The following is a 20593-nucleotide window of genomic DNA, read 5'->3' on the forward strand; positions in this document are numbered from 1 at the left end:
GCCATAAGACCATCACGCGGCGTGACGATTGCCTGCCGCGACGCGGCGAAAAACAAGTCATGGGGAGCGCGAGGGGACCGAGTCCCCTCGCAACGTTTTAGCTTTTCAAAAATTGGTTGGTTTAAACCGCGATCATCGCCTGGCCGTCGCCGCCGTTGCCGAGCGGCGGGTTGACCGCGGCCTGCACGCCTTCGCGCAGCGCCAGGGCCACCGCCTGGGTGCGGTTGGTCGCGCCGATCTTGCGGAAGACGTTGCGCAGGTGGGATTTGATGGTGATCTCGGTGAGGCCGAGGACGCGGGCGATTTCCTTGTTGGAGGCGCCGCCGACGAGTTGGGTGAGAATCTCGTATTCGCGCCGGGTGAGGGCGGAGAGCGGCGAGCGGTCGTGCGGCGTCGCCACGGAGTCGGGGTCCGCCTGCGACTGGATCGATTCGTTGGCCAGAACCTCCGGCGGATAGTAGGGCACGCCGCACAGGATGAGGCGCAGCGCATGCATCATCGCGGTGCCGTTCAGCGACTTCGGCAGATAGCCGGAAACCCCCAGGCGCATCGCCTCCAGCACGTCGGTGCGGCTGACCCAGCCGGTGACGATGACGACGCGGGTATTGGGGAAGGCGCGTCGCAGCCGCAGCACGCCGTCGGTGCCGTCCATCCCCGGCATCCGCAAGTCGAGCAGCACCAGGTCGGGGTGTTCCGCCGCGATCGCGTCGTGGGTCGAAGGATAGTCGCAGGATTCGAGAATCTTCACGTCGTCGCCGATCTTCGACACGAAAGGCTTCAATCCGTCCCGCAACAGCGCATGATCGTCGGCGATCAACACTTTCATCATGCGTTCTCCTTATCGGTTGGTGCGCGATCCGCGCGGAGAAGGATCGGAGTTTTACGATTCCAGAATGATACCCAAGTTGATTTTGAGCAAGCATCCGCTTAACCCGCAACCGCCGGATCCGGATGGTTTTACGCCAGAGAGCGCAGGGTTTCGGCGAGTTCGCGCAGACTGACCGGCTTGCGCAGGATCGCGTCCACGCCGTTTTCCAGCTCCGCCAGGGCCTCGCGGTCGCGCAGCGGCTGGCCGGTCATCACCACCAGGCCGATGTGGGGGTATTCCGCCGCCGCCTCGGCGATGAGCTGGAAGCCGTCGCCGTCGGGCATGCGCAGGTCGGTGATGAGGATGTCGATGTGGGTGGCGGCCAGCACCTCGTGCGCCTGCCGCCCCGAGGCGGCGGTGAAGGCGGTGTGGCCGGACTTCTTGAGGAAGGCGGCGATCTCGCGGGTGGCGAGTTCTTCGTCGTCCACCACCAGCACCGCCATCGGCGGCGTTTCCGCGGCGGCGGGCGGCGGCGCGGCGGCTGCGGCGGGCGGCGGCGGCTCGACCGGGGTGTCGAGGCGGGCGGGCAGCGCCACGCGGAAGCGGCAGCCGCCCTCGGGGCGGTTTTCCACCTCGATGCGGCCGCCCATGGCGGTGACCAGGCCGAGGCTGATCGAGAGCCCGAGCCCGGTGCCCGCGCCCTCGGTCTTGCGGGTGAAGAAGGGGTCGAAGAGGTGCGGCATGTCCTCCTCGCGGATGCCGGTGCCGGTGTCGGCGATCTCCAGGCGGATTTCCGCGGCCGCGCCGCGCGGCGTCTCGATGCGCGCGGAGAGGACGATCTCGTCGGCTCCGCCCGCGCGCGCGGCGCGGCGCTCGACGATGGCGTCCACCGCGTTGTTGAGGAGGTTGATCAGCACCTGCTCGGCCTGGCGCGCGTGGCCGAGCACCGGCAGCGGCGCGTCCGGCAGGTGGCGGGCCACCGCGATGCCGCGGTTGGCGCATTGCGGCAACACCATGCCGAGCGCCGCCTCCACCGCGTCCCTGAGGTCGAAGCAGCGCCGAGGCCCGGCGTCGCGGCGGCTGAATCCCTGCATGTAGTCGATGGTTTCGCGCAGGCGGTCGGACTGCGCGCCGATGATCTCGAACTTGGCGCGCATCGCCGCGGCGTCGCCGTCCTCCAGGGACAAGAGCGCGCTTTCCGCGGCGAGGCGGATGACGTTCAAGGGCTGGCTGATCTCGTGCGCCAGCGAGGCGGACATCTCGCCGAGCAGCGCGAGCTTGGAGGCGTGGCGCAGCACCTCCTCCATGCGGCGGCGTTCGGTGACGTCCTCCACCACCATGAGGAAGCCGCCGTCCTCGCCCATGCGGGCGAGCAGGAGGCGCGCGTGGCCGGGTTCGCAGCCGCCGCGGACGAGGCGGCTTTCGCCGTCCACGGTGCGCAGTTGAGGCTCGCGGGCGAGGCGCTCCATCATCTCGGCGATCGGCGGGGTCGCCTCCGGCAGGCGCGCCTCGGCGCTTTCGTCCTCGCCGAGGTCCGCCCCGGCGAGGACGCGGAACGCCGGATTGGCGGAGAGGATGCGCCCCGCCCCGTCGAGGGTTAGGATGCCGAAGGGGGTGCTCTCGATGATGCTGCGGAAGCGCCCCTCGCTGTCGCGCAGGCGTTCGCTGGCGCGGCGCAGGTCGGTGACGTCGGTGATCACCGCGAAGTGGCCGGAGACGCCGCCCTCTGCGGCGCGCAGGGGCGCGGCGGAAACCAGGGCGAAGCGCACCGCGCCGCCGACGCAGACGAGCGGGATTTCCACGGCGCGCGGCGCCGCGGCGGAGAACAGGGCGGCGAGGCGCTCGCGCTCCGGCGGCGTGGTGAGGTCGGCGAGCGGGCGGCCCAAGAGCGCCATGTCGCCGCTGCCGTACCAGGAGAGGAAGCGCGGGTTGGCATAGACGATGCGGCGCTCGCGGTCGAGCACGATGAGGCCCTCGGTGATCGTCTCCACCAGCAGGCGGTAGCGGTATTCGCTGTCCTTGAGCGCGCCCTCGCGTTGGCGCTCGGCGGTGACGTCGCGGCAGGTGACGAGGTGGCGTCCGGCGGCGATGGCGGTCTCCGCGATGCGCAGCGCGAGGCCGCCGGAGAGGGCGAGCAGGCACGGCGCGGCGGTTTCCGGCGCGGCGCGGCGATGCGCCAGCCACGCTTCGGCGGCGCCGCCGGAACGGCCGATCGCCGCCGCCGCCTCGAGATTTTCGGCGAAGGTGAGCGAGCGCACCAGAGGCACCCCGAGCAGCGCCCACGCCCGCGCGAAGGCCGGGTTCCAGGCGAGGATGCCGTCCTCGGAGTCGAGCACCAGGAGGCCGTCGTCGAGGCTGTCGAAGGCGAGGGTGGCGGCGGAATCGGTGGCGGCGGCGGGCCTGAGCGGGCGCATGGGAGGTCGGCAATCCTTTGCAATGGGCCGAAAAACCATAGCACGCGGCGGCGGCGCGGTCATCGCCGCGCGCCGGATTGGCCGGATTCGCCGTTTCGCCGCGCCGCCGCCGGTCGTATGCTGGTCTTACGGACTTCTTTTCGCAGGCGGAGGCTTGCCATGACGACTCGCAGAGCGCTGTTTCCTGGTCGGCCGGGGGTTTGTTCCGCGGCGGAAGGCGGCGGCGGCCGGGTGGTGGTGCCCATCGCCACCGCGGAGCGCCGCGCCGCCGCGCCGTCGGAGCACCGCGCCGACGTGCTGGTGGCCGGCGCCAATCCGCTGTTGAACGCGCTTGCGGCGCTGGCGGAGGTGCGCGCCGGGCGGCGCGTCATCGTCGCGCCGCTCGCCGATGCCGACGACTGGCCCTACGATCTCGGTTTGCAGGCCTCCTTCCACCGCTTCGTCGATGCGGCGGCGGAGACGCTTTATGCGCTCTCCCCCAGCCGCCGCCTGGACTTCCGCCACTCGCCGTTCCCCCGGGCCGACCGTGCGCTGCTGTTCGCGCGTCTGCGGGAGCGCCGCCGCCGCATCCTCGATGCCGACGTGATGCGCCTCGCGGCGGGCAGCCGCCTCGCCTGGGACGGCGAGGACGGCGGCGCGGTGCGGCTGCTGCTGCGCCCGCCCGCCGGTTTTCCCGCAGAGCCGGACCCGGTTTCGGAGAACGCCGCGATGCTCGCCGCGGCGGAGGCGGACTGGGGCTTCGACATTCCGCGTGCGGTGTTCGGCGGGAAGAGCCGTGCGTCGCGGCGCGTCCTCGCGCGGATGGTGGTGGTCACCTCGGCGGGAGCGATCGCCGCCGCTCCGGAGAAGGGGCCGCGGATCAAGAACCTGGGTTCGGCGTGCGGCGCGCACCCCGACGACGCGGCGCGCGAGGGCTCCGCCTTCGACGACGTGCTCGCCGCGATCTCTCCGGTGGCGCTCCCCGAGGGCTAGGGTTCGATGCCGTAGCGTGTGCGGAACATCTCCACCACCTCCGGATCGGCGGGCGGCGGCGTGGTCTCCACGTCCTTGCCGAGCACGTCGAGGATCGTCTCCAGCGCCTGGATGCGGCCGTGGAGCTTGTGCTCGGCGGAGATCACGTGCCAGGGCGCGGCCTCGGTGTGGGTCTTTTCGAACATCTCGGCGATCGCCTCCTCGTAGGCGGGGCGCTTGTCGCGGTTGCGGATGTCCTCGGCGGTGAGCTTCCAGCGCTTGTGCGGCTTCTGCAGCCGTTCGGTGAAGCGGGCGAGTTGCTCTTCGGGGGAGATGTGGAGGAACAGCTTGACGATGCGCGCCCCGTCGTCCGCCAGCATGCGCTCGAACTCGTTGATCTCCGCATAGGCGCGCTGCCATTCCTCCTTGCGGGCGAAGCCCTCCACCCGTTCCACCAGGACGCGGCCGTACCAGGTGCGGTCGAAGATCGCGAGGTCGCCCTTGAGCGGCAGCTTCATCCAGAAGCGGTAGAGGTAGTGCCGTCCCTGGTCGTCCGGGTTGGGCGCGGCGATCGACCAGACGTGGCAGTGCCGCGGCTCCAGGCGTTCGTTGAGGCGGCGGATCACCCCGCCCTTGCCCGCCGCGTCCCAGCCCTCGAAGGCGACGATGGCGCGCCGGCCTTCGTGCAGATAGCGCTGCTGCAGGGCGAGCAGCTTGAACTGCAGTTTGGAGATCTGGCGCTCGTACTCCTCGACGGTATCCACCGCCGCGGAAAGGTCCACGTCGGCGAGGGAAGGGGTCTTGCCGTTCTTATGGGATTTCTTCTTTCCGGACATCGGGGGTCCTCGGGTGGTTTTTGCCGCGAGCGGCCATTATGTGGCCTATCGGCGCGAAGTCAAAATCCGGGCATGAATTTTCAGCGTCCGCGCACGATCCGCTGGATTCGGGCGGGCAAGTGTGACAAACACTCAAGATGTTGCGGGCAGGCGCGCGGCGGCAACCGCCGCGGACGATCTTTCGCCCCCAGCCTTTTCGAGTGGGATGTCGGGACGCCCCGCCCGGCCGTCAGGTGGGCTGGCGGCGCCTTTCCGGATTTGGGCTTCTTGTGACATTGCGGATGACCGCCCGTTGCGGGGATGCGCGGGCGGCAAACAAACGGGAGGAAGGACTATGGCGGTACGGGTTGCGATCAACGGGTTCGGCAGGATCGGGCGGCTGGTGTTCCGCGCCCTCGTCGAATCGGGGCGCACGGATATCGAAGTCGTGGCGATCAACGATCTGGGTTCCGCCGAGGCCAATGCCCACCTGGTGAAGTTCGATTCCGTGCACGGCCGCCTGCCGGAAGACGTTTCGGTGACCGGCGACGTGATGACGGTGGGCAGCCGCAAGATCAAGGTGGTCGCCGAGCGCGACCCGTCGAAGCTGCCGTGGAAGGAACTCGGCATCGACATCTGCATGGAATGCACCGGCATCTTCACCGACCGCGACAAGGCGAAGGTGCACCTGGAGGCGGGCGCGAAGCGGGTTCTGGTCTCCGCTCCGTCCAACGGCGCCGACCTCACCGTGGTCTACGGCGTCAATCACGACAAGCTGACCCGCGATCACCTGGTGGTCTCCAACGCGTCGTGCACCACCAACTGCCTCGCGCCGGTGGCCTATGTGCTGCACAAGGAATTCGGCATCGAGCGCGGCTTCATGACCACGGTGCATGCCTACACCGGCGACCAGCGCCTCGCCGACACCCTGCACAAGGACCTGCACCGCGCCCGCGCCGCGGCGATGTCGATGATTCCCACCACCACCGGCGCGGCCAAGGCGGTCGGCCTGGTGCTGCCGGAACTCAAGGGCAAGCTCGACGGTTCGTCGATCCGCGTGCCGACTCCCAACGTCTCGATGATCGACTTCAAGTGCGTGGTCAAGACCGCCGCCACCATCGAGGCGATCAACGCCGCGATGGAAGCCGCCGCCGCCGGGCCGCTTGCGGGCATTCTCGCGGTCAACGGCCTGCCGCTGGTCTCGGTGGACTTCAACCACTGCGCCAACAGCTCGACCTTCGACCTCGCCGAGACCAAGGTGATCGAGGGCACCTTCGTGCGCGTGCTGTCGTGGTACGACAACGAATGGGGCTTCTCCAACCGCATGCTGGACACCGCGGCGGCGATCGCCAAGCTGATCTGACCTGCGGCGCCATGGTTGCGTCTGCGGCCGCGCCTTGCCGCGCGGCCGCGGGCGGCTTTCGGAACGGGCAAGAAACGCGGGGAGGAACCGGAGATGGCCTTCAAGACACTGAGCGACATCGCGGTGCGCGGCAAGAAGGTATTCGTGCGCGCCGATCTCAACGTGCCGGTGAAGGACGGCGTGGTCACCGACGCGACGCGCATCGACCGCTCCGCCGCCACGATCTCCGAACTGCTCGCCGCCGGCGCGGCGGTGATCGTCGCCTCCCACTTCGGCCGCCCGAAGGGGCCGGAGGCGAAGTATTCCCTCGCTCCGGTGGTGGCGCCGCTCTCCGCCGCCCTGAACGGCGTGGCGGTGGCCTTCGCCCCCGATTGCGTCGGCCCCGAAGTGGAAAAGCTCGCCGCCGCCTTGAAGCCCGGCGAGGTGCTGCTGCTCGAAAATCTGCGCTTCCACCCCGAGGAGGAAAAGAACGACCCGGCCTTCGCCGACGCGCTCTGCCGCCTTGCCGACATCTACGTCAACGACGCGTTCTCCTCCGCGCACCGCGCGCATGCCTCCACCGAGGCGATGGCGCATCGCCTGCCCGCCGCGGCGGGCCGCCTGATGCAGGCGGAGCTCGAAGCGCTCGCCGCGGTGCTGGAAAGCCCGAAGCGCCCGGTCGCCGCGGTGGTGGGCGGGGCCAAGGTCTCGACCAAGCTCGACCTGCTGGGCAACCTCATCGCCAGGGTGGACACCCTGATCATCGGCGGGGCGATGGCCAACACCTTCCTCGCCGCCAAGGGCATTCCCGTCGGCACGTCGCTGTGCGAGACCGAGATGCTGGATACCGCGCGCGAGGTGATGCGGGCGGCCGAGGACAAGGGCTGCGACCTGGTGCTGCCCGCCGACGTGGTGGTCGCGCCCGCCTTCGCCGAGGGCGCGCCGTCGCAGGTGGTGGCCGCGGATGCGGTGCCCGCCGACCGGATGATCCTGGATATCGGGCCGGTGGCCGCGCGCACCGTGATCAACCGCCTGGCGGAGAGCAGCACGCTGCTGTGGAACGGGCCGTTCGGCGCCTTCGAGATCAAGCCGTTCGACGCGGGCACCAACGCGGTGGCGCGCGGCGCGGCGGACCTTACCGAAAAGGGCATGCTGGTGTCGGTGGCGGGCGGCGGCGACACCGTCGCGGCGCTGATCAACGCCGGGGTGGCGGAGCGGCTGAGCTACGTTTCGACGGCGGGCGGGGCCTTCCTGGAGTGGCTGGAAGGCAAGACCCTGCCGGGCGTCGCGGCGCTTGGCTAGGCACCCCGGGCGAGGCCGCGCGTGACCGGGGCGTCCGCGGGCGGCACGATGTCGGCAGCCGAGATGGCGGCGCGTCTCGAAGGCACCAACATCAGCCCCCAGACCTTCCTCGCCACCGACTACCTCAACCACTTCAACGAGGTGGTGATGCTGCTCGGCATGCTGGGCGACATGCCCGAGATGTTCGAGGACGTCGCCGCCTGGGCGCCCAAGAGCTACGCCGACCACTTCCGCGACAGCAACTTTTCCGACCGCGATCTCGCCATCGCCGCCTACGAGATGGCGCCCGCGCGCTACCGCCGCCCCTTCGACGACACCATCGCCCAGGCGGAGCGCGTCGTCGCCCGCTCGGTGGCGGAGATCGGCTGCGCCATCGACGCCGGGGAAACCGGCCGGGCGGCGCTCCTCGGGGAAAGCGCCTCGCGCATCCTGCAGAAATTGATCGATGTCGCCTCCGGGATCATCCACGGCTCGGAGAAAGGGATGTCGCAGGCGGAAGTCGATGCCTTCATCGGCGGCCCATGATCCCCGCTTCGCCAAAGAATCCTTCCGGGACGGGATTTCCCGTGTCATTCTCGGTTGTCGCGGGGTAAGGCTTTGGATACACTGCGGCGGGTGGAGTTTCACGGTACAGGGGGACACGTGCCGGTCCGGGACTTCGCTTCTGCTACTTAAAGGGATACCGAATTCGGAGCGGGCGGAACGCTCGGGGATCATACAAAAAGGTAGTTCGGGACGATGGCCTTCTCGCAAATCCGGGTTTTGTTGATTGGCTCAGCCATGCTTCTGGGCGGCTGCTCCTTCTCTTCCGATTCCTTGTTTCCCTCTCTGGGGGGTGGAGACAAGCCGGAATCGGCTTCCGACAGCATGCCGGAAGGCGCCAGAGGACCGGCGCTGGGCACCACCAACTTCGAACCGGGCCCGGTTACGCCGGGTGCGCCGACGGGGACCTTCGTCGGCCGTAAGGTTCAGGCGTTCCGCGGCGATCTTGCCGCGCTCAAGGCGATCATCAGCCAGCGCAACGCCACCTTGCAGGGGCTGCGGTCGCAGACCTCGCGGTCGGCCGGCTCCTATCATGAACTGGTCGGCGCGATCAACACGCGGTTGCAGGTCGGTTCCACTCCGGGCAACCCGATCCTCGTCGCCAACTGGCGCAAGGCCCAGGAACTCCTCAACGGCATGACCGCCGACGTGGCCAAGCTGTCGCAGCTGTCCACCGAGGTTTCCTCGGACTCCGCGATGGCGGCCTACCTGCTGGACTCGGTGCGGGCCTCCTATTCGCTCTCCGGCGCGATCGAGGAAGACCATCGCCAGCTCCGCGTGCTCGAGGACGACACCAACCAGACGGTGGTGCTGATCGACCGCCTGCTCAAGGAGCTCAACGGCGACATCTCCCGCCAGCAGCAGTACATCGCCAACGAGCGCGCCAATCTCAACGTGCTCTCCGCCTCGGTGCAGAGCGGCCAGATGTACGGCAGCGGCGTTGCCGCCTATGCCTCCCACAGCGGGGCCGAGGCCACCGCGCCGATGCGCCTGTCGCCGCTCAATCTCGCCGACCGCCGCCCGCTGGTGGTGATCCGCTTCGACCGCGCCAACGTCGCCTACGAGCAGGCGCTCTACCAGGCGGTGCGCGACGCGCTCGACCGTCGCCCGGATGCGCGCTTCGACCTCGTCGCGGTGTCGCCGTCCGCGGCCTCTCCGGGACAGACCGCGCTTGCCTCCAATGCGGCGCGCCGCAATGCCGAAAAGGTGATGCGTTCGCTCTCCGGCATGGGCCTGCCCGCCGACCGTGTCGAAATGTCGGCGACCACCAGCGCCCAGGCGCGCGGCAACGAAGTGCACCTCTACATGCGCTGATCCGCGGCTTCATAAAAAGTTTGAAAACGGTGCCTCCGGGCGCCGTTTTCGTTATTGTGTTTGACCCGCAGGCGCGCAACCGGATGAGGACGACGAAGGTGGCGGACAAGGACTACACCGGCAGCCGGTACATGGGCATCTCCTGGGACATGTTTCACCGCGATGCGCGCACGCTTGCGGCGCGCCTGATGCCGCGCGGGCCGTTTTCCGGCATCGTGGCGATCAGCCGCGGCGGCCTGGTGCCCGCGGCGGTGGTGGCGCGCGAGCTCAACCTGCGCCTGGTGGATACGCTCTGCGTGGCGAGCTACGACGACCGCGTGCAGGGCGACGACGCCCTGGTGCTCAAGGCGCCCGCAGGCGACGGCGAGGGCTGGCTGGTGATCGACGACCTGGTGGATTCCGGCCGCACCGGCAAGGTGGTGCGCCGCCTGCTGCCCAAGGCGACCTTCGCCACCGTCTACGCCAAGCCGCAGGGGCAGGCGCTGGTGGACGAGTTCGTCGTTGCGGTGGACCAGCACATCTGGCTGCTCTTCCCCTGGGATGCGGAGATGCAGCCCTCCCCGCCGCTCGCCGGGGCATGAAAAACCGGGCCGGTCTTGGGGAAGAACCGGCCCGGATGAAGGGGAACGAAGAATCCGGAGGCAATATCTGGACGGACGAGCCGCCGGATTCTGCGAAGCCGTTGTTCAAGGCTTCGGCGGCGAAAGTGCATGGGTTTCGCCCGCAACGCATTGCGTTCCGTCAATTTTTCCCGGGGCGCTCACGATTTATTGCAGGACTGTAAAAATCCGTGAATTGCAGGGGAAAAAAGTGCTTGCATCGTCCCTAGGGCATTGGTACATAGGCGCCTCACCGCTTGCGGGGGTGTAGCTCAGCTGGTTAGAGTGCCGGCCTGTCACGCCGGAGGTCGCGGGTTCGAGCCCCGTCACTCCCGCCACTTTCCCTCCGGGGAAGCGCCGCGGACACGAAAAAACGGACCGCCTTTCGGTGGTCCGTTTTTCGTTGCGCGGCGCGGCCTTACGCGATGCGCTTGGCGACGATCTTCTGGTAGAGGCCGCCGAAGCTGGTGGACTTGGTCCAGGAGAAGCGGGCGCGCCGGTCCGACGTCGCGTAGTCGGCGATCTCCTTCTTCCACAGGGCGAAGGTGAAGGGTTCCAGCCACCACGCGACGAACGCCATCACCGGCCACAGCGGCTGCCACCACGTCATCTTGTGGTAATCGACGAACACCGCCTTGCCGCCCACGTCCACCTGGTCGAGCAGGCGGTTGATGATGGCGACCTTGTAGTCCTCCGGCACCTCGTGCAGCAAGAGGAAGCTCACCGCCACGTCGTAGGGGCCTTCGATCGGCTCCGCGGCGTTGGCGCGGCGGATGAACAGATTCTTGAGGGCGTGCAGGCGGCGCTTCTTGCGCAGGCCGTAGAGCTGGATGGTGGAGATGTCGGAGATCGTCACCGGCCCCGGCGCCGCTTTCTGCGCCATGTCGATGCAGAAATGGCCGTAGACGCTGGCGGGCATGTAGACGCGGTCGCCCGCGGCGATCTCTTCGAGCACGCTCCGCATCAGCGCCCCGTCCTGGTACCAGAGAATCTGCGCGACCACCCACTGATGGTCGAAAACACGCCGCACATAGGGCGCGACGTAGGCCCAGGTGTAGACCTCGCGCAGATAGCGCGGCACCGGCAGGCGCCAGCGCTCGCGCGCGGCGTGGGCCTCGCGGTCCGCCTCGGTCTGCGAATCGACGACCAGCGTATCGGCGAAGTCGGACAGCAACGGTCGGGCATCCATGATGGGAAACCTCCACTCGGGATAGGACGAAGCCAGCGGCATTCCTGCCGTTTCCGCCGCAAAAAGCCCCCAGGCGGATGGCGCGCATGCCGGTCTGTCGGCACCACCGGTCCGGCGCTCTCGCGGCGTCTTGAAACGGGGCTGAAAAAAACTGCACTTTAGTAGCGGCTCACGCGCGGCTAGGCAAGGTTTCTCTTGCGCGGCGTTCGAAGGCGGCGATCATCGCCTCCACGTCGTCGGGGCCGAAGCGGCAGAGCAGCGCCTGCAAGGTGCGCGAACGCATCTCGCACAGGAAGTCGAGACTGATGAAGCTGCCGGTTTCCTGGCGGCGGAAGCGCCACAGGATGGTCAGGCGGCGGAACGGCGCCTGGTTCGCGGTGATGTCGATCGCCTCGAACGGGTGCAGCGTGGTGAGGGTGCGGAAATGCTGGCGCATGAAACGCATGCGCACCGTCTGTTCGGTGCCGTAGGCGTTTTCGCTGCGCGCGATGATGCGGGCGGTCACCCAGCCGGGAACGAATTCGGGATAGCGCTCGACATCGGCGACGAGGTCGAAGACGTCCTCGACCGCGAACGGCAAAGGCCTGTGAACGGCATATCGAAACATCGACGCCCCGCGTGTTGTCCCCCCGGTTGATCCTAGGGCGGAAGGGTGGGAAACGGCAACCGAAGATTGCCCGTTCGGGCAGGACGGGATTTCCCCCTTGCCCCGGAGCGCGAAAATGCGGACAGTCCGCCAGACGAAAACGAACCGGAGCGCGGCTCCCCAGAGTGGATGCGTATGCCTGACTTCACCGATGCCGTGACGACGCGGCGGACCTTTGCGATCATCTCTCACCCCGATGCCGGCAAGACCACGCTGACCGAAAAACTGTTGCTGTTCGGAGGCGCGATCCAGGCCGCGGGCGCGGTGAAGGCGCGCGGCGACGCGCGGCGGGCCCGTTCCGACTGGATGAAGGTGGAGCAGGAGCGCGGCATCTCGGTCGCCTCCTCGGTGATGACCTTCGATTTCGCGGGCTGCGTGTTCAACCTGCTGGACACCCCCGGCCACGAGGACTTCTCGGAGGATACCTACCGCACGCTGACCGCCGTCGATTCGGCGGTGATGGTGATCGACGCGGCCAAGGGCATCGAGGAACGCACCCGCAAGCTGTTCGAGGTCTGCCGTCTGCGCGACGTGCCGATCGTCACCTTCATCAACAAGATGGACCGCGAGGCGCGCGACCCCTTCGACCTCCTCGACGAGATCGAGCAGACGCTGGCGCTCGACGTCACCCCCGCGTCGTGGCCGATCGGCATGGGGCGCGATTTCCTCGGCTGCTACGACCTGTTGAAGGACCGCCTGGCGCTGCTGCACAAGAAGGGCCGCGGCGAACTGCCGGATCCGGGCGAGGTGTGCGAAGGCCTGGAAGACCCCAAGCTCGACGCGCTGCTGCCCGATTACGCCGTCGCCACTTTGCGCGAACAGGTGGACATGGTGCGCGGCCTGTGCCCGGAATTCGACCTCGAATCCTATCGCGAAGGCCACCTCACGCCGGTCTACTTCGGCTCGGCGATCAACAATTTCGGCGTGCGCGAGCTGCTTCAGGGCCTCGCCGAGATCGCGCCGTCGCCGCGGCTGCAACCCGCGAGCCCGCGCCCCGTCGCGCCGGAGGAGGAGGCGGTCACCGGCTTCGTGTTCAAGATCCAGGCGAACATGGACCCCAAGCACCGCGACCGTATCGCCTTCGTCCGCCTCGCCTCCGGCCACTTCCGGCGCGGCATGAAGCTGACCCACCTGCGCACCGGCAAGCTGCTCAACCTGCACAACCCGGTGCTCTTCCTCGCCCAGGACCGCGAACTGGCGGAGGAGGCCTTCGCCGGCGACATCATCGGCATTCCCAACCACGGCAACCTGCGCATCGGCGACGCGCTGACCGAGGGCGAGGCCCTGCGTTTCACCGGCATTCCCAGCTTCGCGCCGGAACTGCTGCAGAAGGTGCGGGCGCTGGACCCGCTGAAGGCCAAGCACCTCGGCCGCGCCCTGCAACAGCTGGCGGAGGAAGGCGCGGCGGCGGTGTTCAAGCCGCGCATCGGCGCGGACTGGATCGTCGGCGTGGTCGGGCAGTTGCAATTCGAGGTGATGGCCGACCGCATCCGCACCGAATACGGCATCCCCGTCGTCTTCGAGGCGACGCAGCTCTACACCGCACGCTGGGTCGCCGCCGACGATCCGCTACAGCTCAAGCGCCTGATCGACGCCAACGCCGTGGCCATCGCCGACGACCACGACGGCCAGCCGGTGTTCCTCGCCCGCAACGCCTGGCACCTCGGCAAGGCGGAGGAGGAGTTCCCCAAGGTCCGCTTCCTCAAGACGCGGGAGGCGGTGCTGTGACGACGCTGCGGCCCGCCGTCCTCCTCGACCGCGACGGCACCATCAACGTCGATCGCCACTACCTTTCCGATCCGGCGCAGATGGAACTGCTGCCCGGCGCGGCGGAGGGCCTCAAGCGCTTCGCCGCCATGGGGTATGCCCTCGTCGTCGTCACCAACCAGTCGGGCATCGCCCGCGGCTATTTCGACGCCGCCCGCCTGGAAGAAATCCACGCCCGCCTGACCGAACTCCTCGCCGCCGAGGGAGTCGCCCTCGACGGCATCTACGTCTGCCCGCACGGCCCGGGCGACGGCTGCGCCTGCCGCAAGCCGCTGCCCGGCCTCGCGCTCGCCGCCGCCGCCGACCTCGGCCTCGACCTTGGAAAAAGCGTGGTGATCGGCGACAAGGCCGCCGACGTCGGCCTCGGCCGCGCCATCGGCGCGAAGGCCGCGATCCTGGTGCGCACCGGCTACGGCGCGCACCAGGAGGCCGAGGCGAACGCCGACTTCACCGCCGATACCCTCGACGAGGCCGCCCTCTGGCTCGCGGGGGAGCGCGAGGCGTAAAAAAACCAGGCCGGGCCCTGCCCGGACCCGCAAGGGGCCGGGAGGCCCCTTGACCCCATAAGTTTTTCGCCGCGCAGCGGCTATCGCCCGTCACGCCGCGTGATGGTTCTATGGCGCTACGCGCTATGGGGTCTGGGGCCCGCGGCCCCGGCGGGTCCAGGGCGGAACCCTGGCCTGGTTTTTCCTCTGCAACGGCCGCGGGGCAGCGGTGCGCGATGCGGGGGGTGTTTTTATCGGCGAAACTTGGTATACGAAAAGCGGGGAGACGACCGTGCGCCGCATGCGGCGTGCGGCGCATGCGGGCTGGAACGGCATGAACGGCAGGGTTGTCGCGTGATGTCCAGTCAGTCTTCTTTTCCGTCGGCGTCCTCGGTATTCTGGGATGCCGCCAAGTCCTCCTATCTCATCGTTCTCACGTTCGTGGTGATGTTCATCGGCGTCGGCCAGTTGAGCGCGCGCGCCGGGCTCGACGCGGTGCAGACGATGCTGATGACCACTTTCACCCTGGCCGCACCGGCGCAGGCGGCGGCGATGTCCATCCTGCTGTCGGCGGGCGGCGCGGCGGGCGGCGCGTGGATCACCGCGCTCACCGCCGTGGTGCTGATCAACCTGCGTTTCGTGGTGATGGTCGCCTCGGTGATGGCGCGGCTGCCGCGGATGTCGATTCCGCGCACCGTGGCGACGCTCGGGCTGCTCTCGGCCAGTTCCTTCGCCGTGGCGTTTCCGCGGCTGGTCAACGACCCGCCGAAGCGGCCCGCGCTGTTCGTCTTCTTTTTGTGTTTCCTCTGCTGCACCTCGGCGGTGGTGGGCTCGGTGCTCGGGCATCACATGTCCGGCACGGTTTCGCCGCTGCTCGGCGCGGTGCTGGGCGCGGTGATTCCCATCTATTTCGCCACCCTGCTCGCCAACCAATGGAAGGAGCGCATCCTGATGCTGAATGCGGTGGCGGGCGCGGTTCTGGTGCCGATGGCAGCGCCGGTTCTGGGCAGCACCTCGCTGCTCGTGGTGCCGCTCGCCTTTGCCGCGCTCACCGTGGCCCTGCGCCGGAGGCCCGCCGATGACTGACATTCTGGTTCTCGCGCCCTGGCAGGCCTGGGCGGTCGCGGGTGGGGCGGGTCTCGCCACCGTCGCCCTGCGCGTCGCGCCGATCCTGGCGCTGCGCAACATCGGCAGCGGCTGGTTCCGCGATATCCTCGACCGCACCGGCTTCGGCATCATGGGAGGCATCGTGGCGCAGACGGCGCTGCGCTCCGGCCGCGCGATGTTCGCCGCCGATCCGTCGCTGCAGCAACTCGGCATGCTGTGGGCGGTGCTGGCGGTGCTGCTGACCTTCCTGCTGTCGGTGCGCTTCAAATGGAAGCTTCTCGCCACCTTGAGCGGGCTCGGCTTTCTCGCCCTCGGCGGGGTGGTTTTCGGGGCGTGACAAATCCGGGTTGACACCGCGCGCGGCGGCGGCTTTGCTCCGGGGAGATTGCGACTCCCGCGACGAAGGAACCCGAGATGACAGAAACGCCTAACGAGACGCCCGCGATCGTCCCGGTGATCCTCTCCGGCGGCAGCGGCTCCCGGTTGTGGCCGCTGTCGCGCTCGGCGTTTCCCAAGCAGTTCCTCAGCCTCGCCGGGATGCACACGATGATCCAGGAGACGGCGCTGCGCGTCGATGTGCCGGGCTACGGCGCGCCGCTTCTGGTGAGCAACCGCGAACACCGCTTTCTGCTGGCCGAGCAGATGCGCGAGATCGGCGTCGCGCCGCGCGCCATCCTGCTCGAACCCGTGGCGCGCAACACCGCCGCGGCGGTCGCCGCCGCCGCCGCGGTGGTGGCGGAGGCCGACCCCGCCGCGCCGCTGCTGGTGCTGCCTTCCGACCACGTGATCGACGACGTGCCCGCCTTCCACGCCGCAGTGGCGCGCGCCCTGCCGCTTGCCCGTGCGGGCGCTCTGGTGCTGTTCGGCATCACCCCGGACTACCCCGCCACCGGCTACGGCTACATCCGCGCGGGCGCTCCGGCGGGCGCGGGCTTCGCCGTGGCGCGCTTCGTCGAAAAGCCGGATGCCGCCACCGCCGCGGCCTATCTTGCCGAGGGCGGCTATTCCTGGAACAGCGGCATGTTCCTCTTCCGCGCCGACGCCATTCTCGCCGCGCTCGCCGAGCATGCGCCGGAGGTGGCGCAGGCCGCCGCCGCCGCCGCCGCCGCGCGCCGCGCCGACCTCGACTTCGAGGTGCTGGACGCCGATGCGTTTTCCGCCGCGCCGTCGGTCTCCATCGACGTCGCGGTGATGGAAAAGACCGACCGCGCCGTGGTGGTGCCCGCCGCCCTGGGGTGGAACGACATCGGCGCATTCCCCGCCCTGTGGGAGCGCGCGGACAAGGACTGCAAGGGCAACGCGCTTCTCGGCGACGTCGCCGCTCTGGATACGGAGGGCTGCTACATCCGCGCCGGGGAGCGCCTGGTCGCCGTGGTGGGGGTGAAGGACCTGGTGATCGCCGAGACCGGCGACGCGGTTCTGGTGGCGGCGAAGGACCGCGCGCAGGAGGTGGGCGATCTGTTCAAGCGCCTCGCCGACGCCGACCGCATCGAAGCGGAGCAGCCGCTCCTGGTGCACCGGCCGTGGGGCACCTTCAAGAGCGTGGACGCGGGCGACCGCTTCCACGTCAAGGAGATCGCCGTCTCGCCGGGCCGCCGCCTCTCGGTGCAGCGCCACCACCACCGCGCCGAGCACTGGGTGGTGGTGGAAGGCACCGCCCGCGTGCTGCGCGGCGAGGAGTGGATGATGGTCTACGAGAACCAGTCGGTGTTCATCCCCATCGGGATGGTGCATTGCCTGGAAAATCCGGGCAAAATCCCGCTGCGCCTGATCGAGGTGCAGTCCGGCGCCTATCTCGGCGAGGACGATATCGAGCGCCTCGACGACGTCTACGGCCGCGCCGTGCCGGAACCAACCTGAGGGAGACAGAATGTCCTGCATCGTCGCCGGCGCATCCGGCCTGGAAACCTATCTGCTCGCCTGCGCCGACCGCATGCGCGCCGCCGCCACCCTGGAGCTGGAGGCCGCGTTCAACGCCGCGGTGGAGGCGATCTCCGCGGCGCTTTCCGCGGGCAGGCCGCTCTTGATCTGCGGCAACGGCGGCTCGATGGCGGATGCGCAGCACATCGCGGGCGAACTGGTGGCGCGCTTCCTCCTCGACCGCAAGGCCCTGCCGGTGATCGCGCTGGGGGCCAATGCCGCCACGCTGACCGCCTGGGGCAACGACATCGGCTTCGCCGGGGCCTTCGCCCGCGAGGTGGAGGCCTTCGGCGCGGCGGGCGGCGTGCTGCTGGCGATTTCCACCAGCGGCAACTCGCCGAACATCCTCGCCGCGGTGGAGCAGGCGAAAACCATGGGCATGACCACGGTGGCGCTCACCGGCGGCAGCGGCGGCAAGCTCGCCCCCGCCTGCGACATCGCGATCTGCCCGAAGGCGGACGGCGCCGCGGCGATCCAGGAACTCCATACCCCGATCTTCCACCGCCTGTGCGAACTGGTGGAAGCCCGCTGCGCCGGGGCGTGACGCAAAAACGTTACGAGGGGTCGCGGACCCCTCGCGCTCCCCATGACTTTTGGTTCTTGCGCGTAGTGCGAGAAAGCCATCACGCGGCGTGACGGTTGATGGCCGCAGCAAGCTGGGGGAGGTCCGGAGGGTCCGCGACCCTCCGGGCGGGGTACGGGGCGGCAGCCCCGTTGTCCATCGCGCTTATGGCGCCGGACGGCCTGGTTTTTAGGACAATGCCACTGACCTGATTTTCCCCGGAAGATGCAGATTTTCTTAAGCTTTTTCGGTAAAATTTTTTTCTTTTTTTGCAAGGCCGGTGGGGGTAAAGGCAGTAAACTCGAGTCGTTCGAGACCATTGAGGACGTGTCCCGGCATGGGCGAGCGCGAACACGAGGCCGATTCGGAACCCTTACAACCTCTGCCCTCTGCGGCGGAGGCGGAGACGGTTTTGCGGTTGCCTCGGGCGCGGCTGTTCGCCTGGGCCGACGGCGTGCGCCGCGCCCGCATGGGCGATGCGGTGTTCCTGCGCGGCATCGTCGAGGTTTCCAACGTCTGCGCCAACGACTGCCTGTATTGCGGCATCCGGCGGTCCAACGCCGCGGTGCGGCGCTACCGCATCGGCGCGGAGGAGGTTTTCGCGGTGGCGCGGCGCATGGCGGACTGGGGCATGGGCACCATCGTGCTGCAATGCGGCGAACGGCCCTCGCCCGCGGGCGACCGCGATCTCGGCACGCTGATCGCCCGCATCAAGGCGGAGACGCCGCTGGCGGTCACCGTTTCGGCGGGCAACCGGCCGCGCGCGGTCTATGCGCACTGGCGGGACTGCGGCATGGACCGTTACCTGCTGCGCTTCGAGACCTCCGATGCGGAGGTTTTCGCCCGCGTCCACCCCGACTGCACGCTGGCGGAGCGGCTGCGCTGCCTCGCGGACCTGCGCGGCCTCGGGGTGCAGGTGGGCAGCGGCTTCCTCATCGGCCTGCCGGGGGAGACGCTTTCCCGTCTTGCGGCCAACATCCTGCTCTGCCGCGACCTCGACCTCGACATGATCGGCATCGGCCCGTTCATTGCGCACCCCGGCACGCCGATGGCGGGGGCGGAGAACGCCTATGCGGGCGATGCGGAGATGCCCTTCGTCGCCCTGGCGGCGCTGCGCCTGTTCAACCCGGATGCGCACATCCCCGCCACCACCGCCTTCGACGCGGCGTTTCCCGGCCGCGGCCGCGACCTCGCGCTGCGCCGCGGCGCCAACGTCTACATGCCCAACGTCACGCCGCAGGCCTACCGCGGCGACTATCTGCTCTACCCCGGCAAGCCCTGCGTCGATGAAGCGGCTTCGGTGTGCGCGCAGAGCGTGCCCGCGCGCATCCGCGCGCTGGGGCGCGGCCTCGGCGCGGGGCGGGGGGATTCGTTCAAAAAGGGCGGCCGTGCGGCCGCAGAATGTGGAGAGGTGAGATGTCCGGAGTGAAGGAGTTGCAGACCGCGAACTGGCTCGACGAGGGCCGGATCTTCGCCGCCCTGGAAGGCTGCGGCGGCGAGGACGCGGGACGGGTGGCGGAGGTTCTCGCCAAGGCGGCGGAACTCAAGGGCCTGAACGGCGACGACGTGGCGGCGCTGATGGCGGTGACCTCGCCCGCGCTGACCGAGCGGCTGTTCGACGCGGCGAAGGCGGTGAAGGATGCGATCTACGGCCGCCGCGTGGTGTTTTTCGCGCCGCTTTATTTCTCCAACCTCTGCCACAACGAGTGCGTCTATTGCGCCTACCGCCACAGCAACCGCGAGCTCAAGCGCCGGGTGCTCTCCCAGGAGGAGATCGCGGCGGAGACCGCCGCCCTGATCGACCAGGGGCACAAGCGCCTGCTGCTGATCGGCGGCGAGGCGGCGAGCGGCAAGGACTTCGACTACATCCTCGAATCCATCGCCACGATCTATGCGGTGAAGCGCGGCAACGGCGAGATCCGCCGCCTCAACGTCAACATCGCGCCCCTGGCGATTCCGGAGTTCGTCGCGCTCAAGGCCTCCGGCATCGGCACCTACCAGATATTCCAGGAGACCTATCACCGCGAAACCTACAAGGCGGTGCATCCGGCGGGGCGCAAGGCGGATTTCGACTGGCGGGTCTCGGCGATCGACCGCGCCATGGAGGCGGGCATCGACGACGTCGGCATCGGCCCGCTGCTCGGGCTCTACGACTGGCGGTTCGAGACCCTGGCGCTGATGCAGCACATCGCGCACCTGGAATCGGCGTTCGGCGTCGGCTGCCACACCATCAGCGTGCCGCGCATGGAGCCCGCCGTGGGGTCGGAGATGGCCTCCCACCCGCCGCACGCGGTCTCCGACGCCGACTTCAAGAAGCTGGTGGCGATCCTCCGTCTCGCGGTGCCGTACACCGGCATCATCCTTTCCACCCGCGAGGGGCCGGAAATGCGGCGCGCCGCCTTCGACCTCGGGGTGTCGCAGGTCTCCGGCGGCAGCCGCACCAACCCCGGCGGCTACACCGAATCGATTCACGAGGACGCGGCGCAGTTCCTCCTCGGCGACCACCGCCCCCTCGACGAGGTGATCCGCGATGTCGCGGCGCTCGGCTACACGCCGTCGTTCTGCACCGCGTGCTACCGCCTCGGCCGCACCGGCGCGGACTTCATGGACCTCGCCAAGCCGGGGCTGATCCGCACCCACTGCGCCCCCAATGCGCTTTCCACCTTCCTCGAATACCTCATCGACTACGCCACGCCCGAAACCGTGGCGGCGGGCGAGGCGCGCATCGAAGCGGAGCTTGCGGACCTGGAGCCCCAGGTGCGCACCATCGCGGAGCGGATGATGGCGAAGGTGCGCGCCGGTGAGCGCGACGTGTTCTGTTGAGGCGGC

At 68.9% G+C, this 20593-nt stretch carries 19 protein-coding genes and 1 tRNA gene; 15 read left to right on the forward strand and 5 right to left on the reverse strand.

Annotated elements, in window-relative coordinates:
* Positions 1-121: 121 nt before the first annotated feature.
* A complete protein-coding gene (locus O7R11_RS13520) occupies positions 122-829 on the reverse strand; it encodes a response regulator transcription factor (protein ID WP_337998057.1) in 708 nt (235 codons plus the stop codon).
* A 128-nt stretch (positions 830-957) separates the two neighbouring features.
* Complete coding sequence (locus O7R11_RS13525) at positions 958-3222, reverse strand: PAS domain-containing hybrid sensor histidine kinase/response regulator (protein ID WP_337998058.1); 2265 nt, start codon at positions 3220-3222, stop codon at positions 958-960.
* A gap of 159 nt (positions 3223-3381) precedes the next feature.
* Here O7R11_RS13525 and O7R11_RS13530 point away from each other — a divergent pair, with 159 nt between their 5' ends.
* Positions 3382-4194, forward strand: coding sequence for a hypothetical protein (locus O7R11_RS13530; protein WP_337998059.1), 813 nt, complete (start codon positions 3382-3384; stop codon positions 4192-4194).
* On the opposite strand, the gene O7R11_RS13535 is transcribed toward O7R11_RS13530, so the two are convergent.
* Positions 4191-5009, reverse strand: a complete 819-nt coding sequence (locus O7R11_RS13535) for a polyphosphate kinase 2 family protein (protein ID WP_337998060.1) — start codon at positions 5007-5009, stop codon at positions 4191-4193. The genes O7R11_RS13530 and O7R11_RS13535 overlap by 4 nt on opposite strands.
* A gap of 334 nt (positions 5010-5343) precedes the next feature.
* Between O7R11_RS13535 and gap the strand changes: the two genes are divergently transcribed.
* The 6 genes from gap (at position 5344) to O7R11_RS13565 (ending at position 10426) form a co-directional block, all read left to right on the forward strand.
* Positions 5344-6351: a type I glyceraldehyde-3-phosphate dehydrogenase gene (gene gap, locus O7R11_RS13540; RefSeq protein WP_337998061.1), complete on the forward strand. Its 1008-nt coding sequence runs from the start codon at positions 5344-5346 to the stop codon at positions 6349-6351.
* 93 nt (positions 6352-6444) lie between these two features.
* Positions 6445-7632, forward strand: coding sequence for a phosphoglycerate kinase (locus tag O7R11_RS13545; protein WP_337998062.1), 1188 nt, complete (start codon positions 6445-6447; stop codon positions 7630-7632).
* A gap of 21 nt (positions 7633-7653) precedes the next feature.
* Positions 7654-8157 carry a hypothetical protein gene (locus tag O7R11_RS13550; RefSeq protein ID WP_337998063.1) on the forward strand — a complete coding sequence of 168 codons (504 nt, stop codon included), beginning with the start codon at positions 7654-7656 and terminating at the stop codon, positions 8155-8157.
* 342 nt (positions 8158-8499) lie between these two features.
* Entirely contained in the window at positions 8500-9489 is a 990-nt protein-coding gene (locus tag O7R11_RS13555) for a hypothetical protein (RefSeq protein WP_337998064.1), read from the forward strand.
* Positions 9490-9572: 83 nt separating this feature from the next.
* Entirely contained in the window at positions 9573-10070 is a 498-nt protein-coding gene (gpt, locus tag O7R11_RS13560) for a xanthine phosphoribosyltransferase (protein WP_337998065.1), read from the forward strand.
* A 279-nt stretch (positions 10071-10349) separates the two neighbouring features.
* Positions 10350-10426 (forward strand) — tRNA-Asp (locus tag O7R11_RS13565).
* An 80-nt stretch (positions 10427-10506) separates the two neighbouring features.
* Here O7R11_RS13565 and rquA read toward each other — a convergent pair.
* Complete coding sequence (gene rquA, locus O7R11_RS13570; protein ID WP_337998066.1) at positions 10507-11277, reverse strand: rhodoquinone biosynthesis methyltransferase RquA; 771 nt, start codon at positions 11275-11277, stop codon at positions 10507-10509.
* 169 nt (positions 11278-11446) lie between these two features.
* On the reverse strand, positions 11447-11884 hold the full coding sequence (locus tag O7R11_RS13575) for an SRPBCC family protein (protein WP_476445263.1): 438 nt from the start codon (positions 11882-11884) through the stop codon (positions 11447-11449).
* Positions 11885-12058: 174 nt separating this feature from the next.
* On the opposite strand from O7R11_RS13575, the gene O7R11_RS13580 reads away from it, so the two are divergent.
* The 8 genes from O7R11_RS13580 to hydG all read left to right on the forward strand — a co-directional run bounded on the left by O7R11_RS13580 (position 12059) and on the right by hydG (position 20587).
* Positions 12059-13651 carry a peptide chain release factor 3 gene (locus tag O7R11_RS13580; RefSeq protein WP_337998068.1) on the forward strand — a complete coding sequence of 531 codons (1593 nt, stop codon included), beginning with the start codon at positions 12059-12061 and terminating at the stop codon, positions 13649-13651.
* Positions 13648-14196 (forward strand): D-glycero-beta-D-manno-heptose 1,7-bisphosphate 7-phosphatase, encoded by a 549-nt coding sequence (gene gmhB, locus O7R11_RS13585; protein WP_337998069.1) that lies wholly within the window; start codon positions 13648-13650, stop codon positions 14194-14196. The genes O7R11_RS13580 and gmhB overlap by 4 nt, the downstream gene beginning before the upstream one ends.
* Before the next feature lie 336 nt (positions 14197-14532).
* Positions 14533-15261 carry an AzlC family ABC transporter permease gene (locus O7R11_RS13590; RefSeq protein WP_337998070.1) on the forward strand — a complete coding sequence of 243 codons (729 nt, stop codon included), beginning with the start codon at positions 14533-14535 and terminating at the stop codon, positions 15259-15261.
* Positions 15254-15619 carry an AzlD domain-containing protein gene (locus O7R11_RS13595; protein WP_337998071.1) on the forward strand — a complete coding sequence of 122 codons (366 nt, stop codon included), beginning with the start codon at positions 15254-15256 and terminating at the stop codon, positions 15617-15619. The genes O7R11_RS13590 and O7R11_RS13595 overlap by 8 nt, the downstream gene beginning before the upstream one ends.
* A gap of 77 nt (positions 15620-15696) precedes the next feature.
* Positions 15697-17142 (forward strand): mannose-1-phosphate guanylyltransferase/mannose-6-phosphate isomerase, encoded by a 1446-nt coding sequence (locus tag O7R11_RS13600; protein ID WP_337998072.1) that lies wholly within the window; start codon positions 15697-15699, stop codon positions 17140-17142.
* A gap of 10 nt (positions 17143-17152) precedes the next feature.
* On the forward strand, positions 17153-17746 hold the full coding sequence (locus O7R11_RS13605) for a D-sedoheptulose-7-phosphate isomerase (RefSeq protein ID WP_337998073.1): 594 nt from the start codon (positions 17153-17155) through the stop codon (positions 17744-17746).
* Positions 17747-18101: 355 nt separating this feature from the next.
* Entirely contained in the window at positions 18102-19193 is a 1092-nt protein-coding gene (gene hydE, locus O7R11_RS13610; protein ID WP_337998074.1) for a [FeFe] hydrogenase H-cluster radical SAM maturase HydE, read from the forward strand.
* Positions 19181-20587: a [FeFe] hydrogenase H-cluster radical SAM maturase HydG gene (gene hydG, locus O7R11_RS13615; RefSeq protein ID WP_337998075.1), complete on the forward strand. Its 1407-nt coding sequence runs from the start codon at positions 19181-19183 to the stop codon at positions 20585-20587. Before hydE ends, hydG begins: the two co-directional genes overlap by 13 nt.
* The last annotated feature ends 6 nt before the right edge of the window (positions 20588-20593 follow it).

The sequence above is a fragment of the Oleispirillum naphthae genome (genome assembly GCA_027864655.1).
In the GTDB taxonomy this organism is placed as follows: domain Bacteria; phylum Pseudomonadota; class Alphaproteobacteria; order Rhodospirillales; family Rhodospirillaceae; genus Oleispirillum; species Oleispirillum naphthae.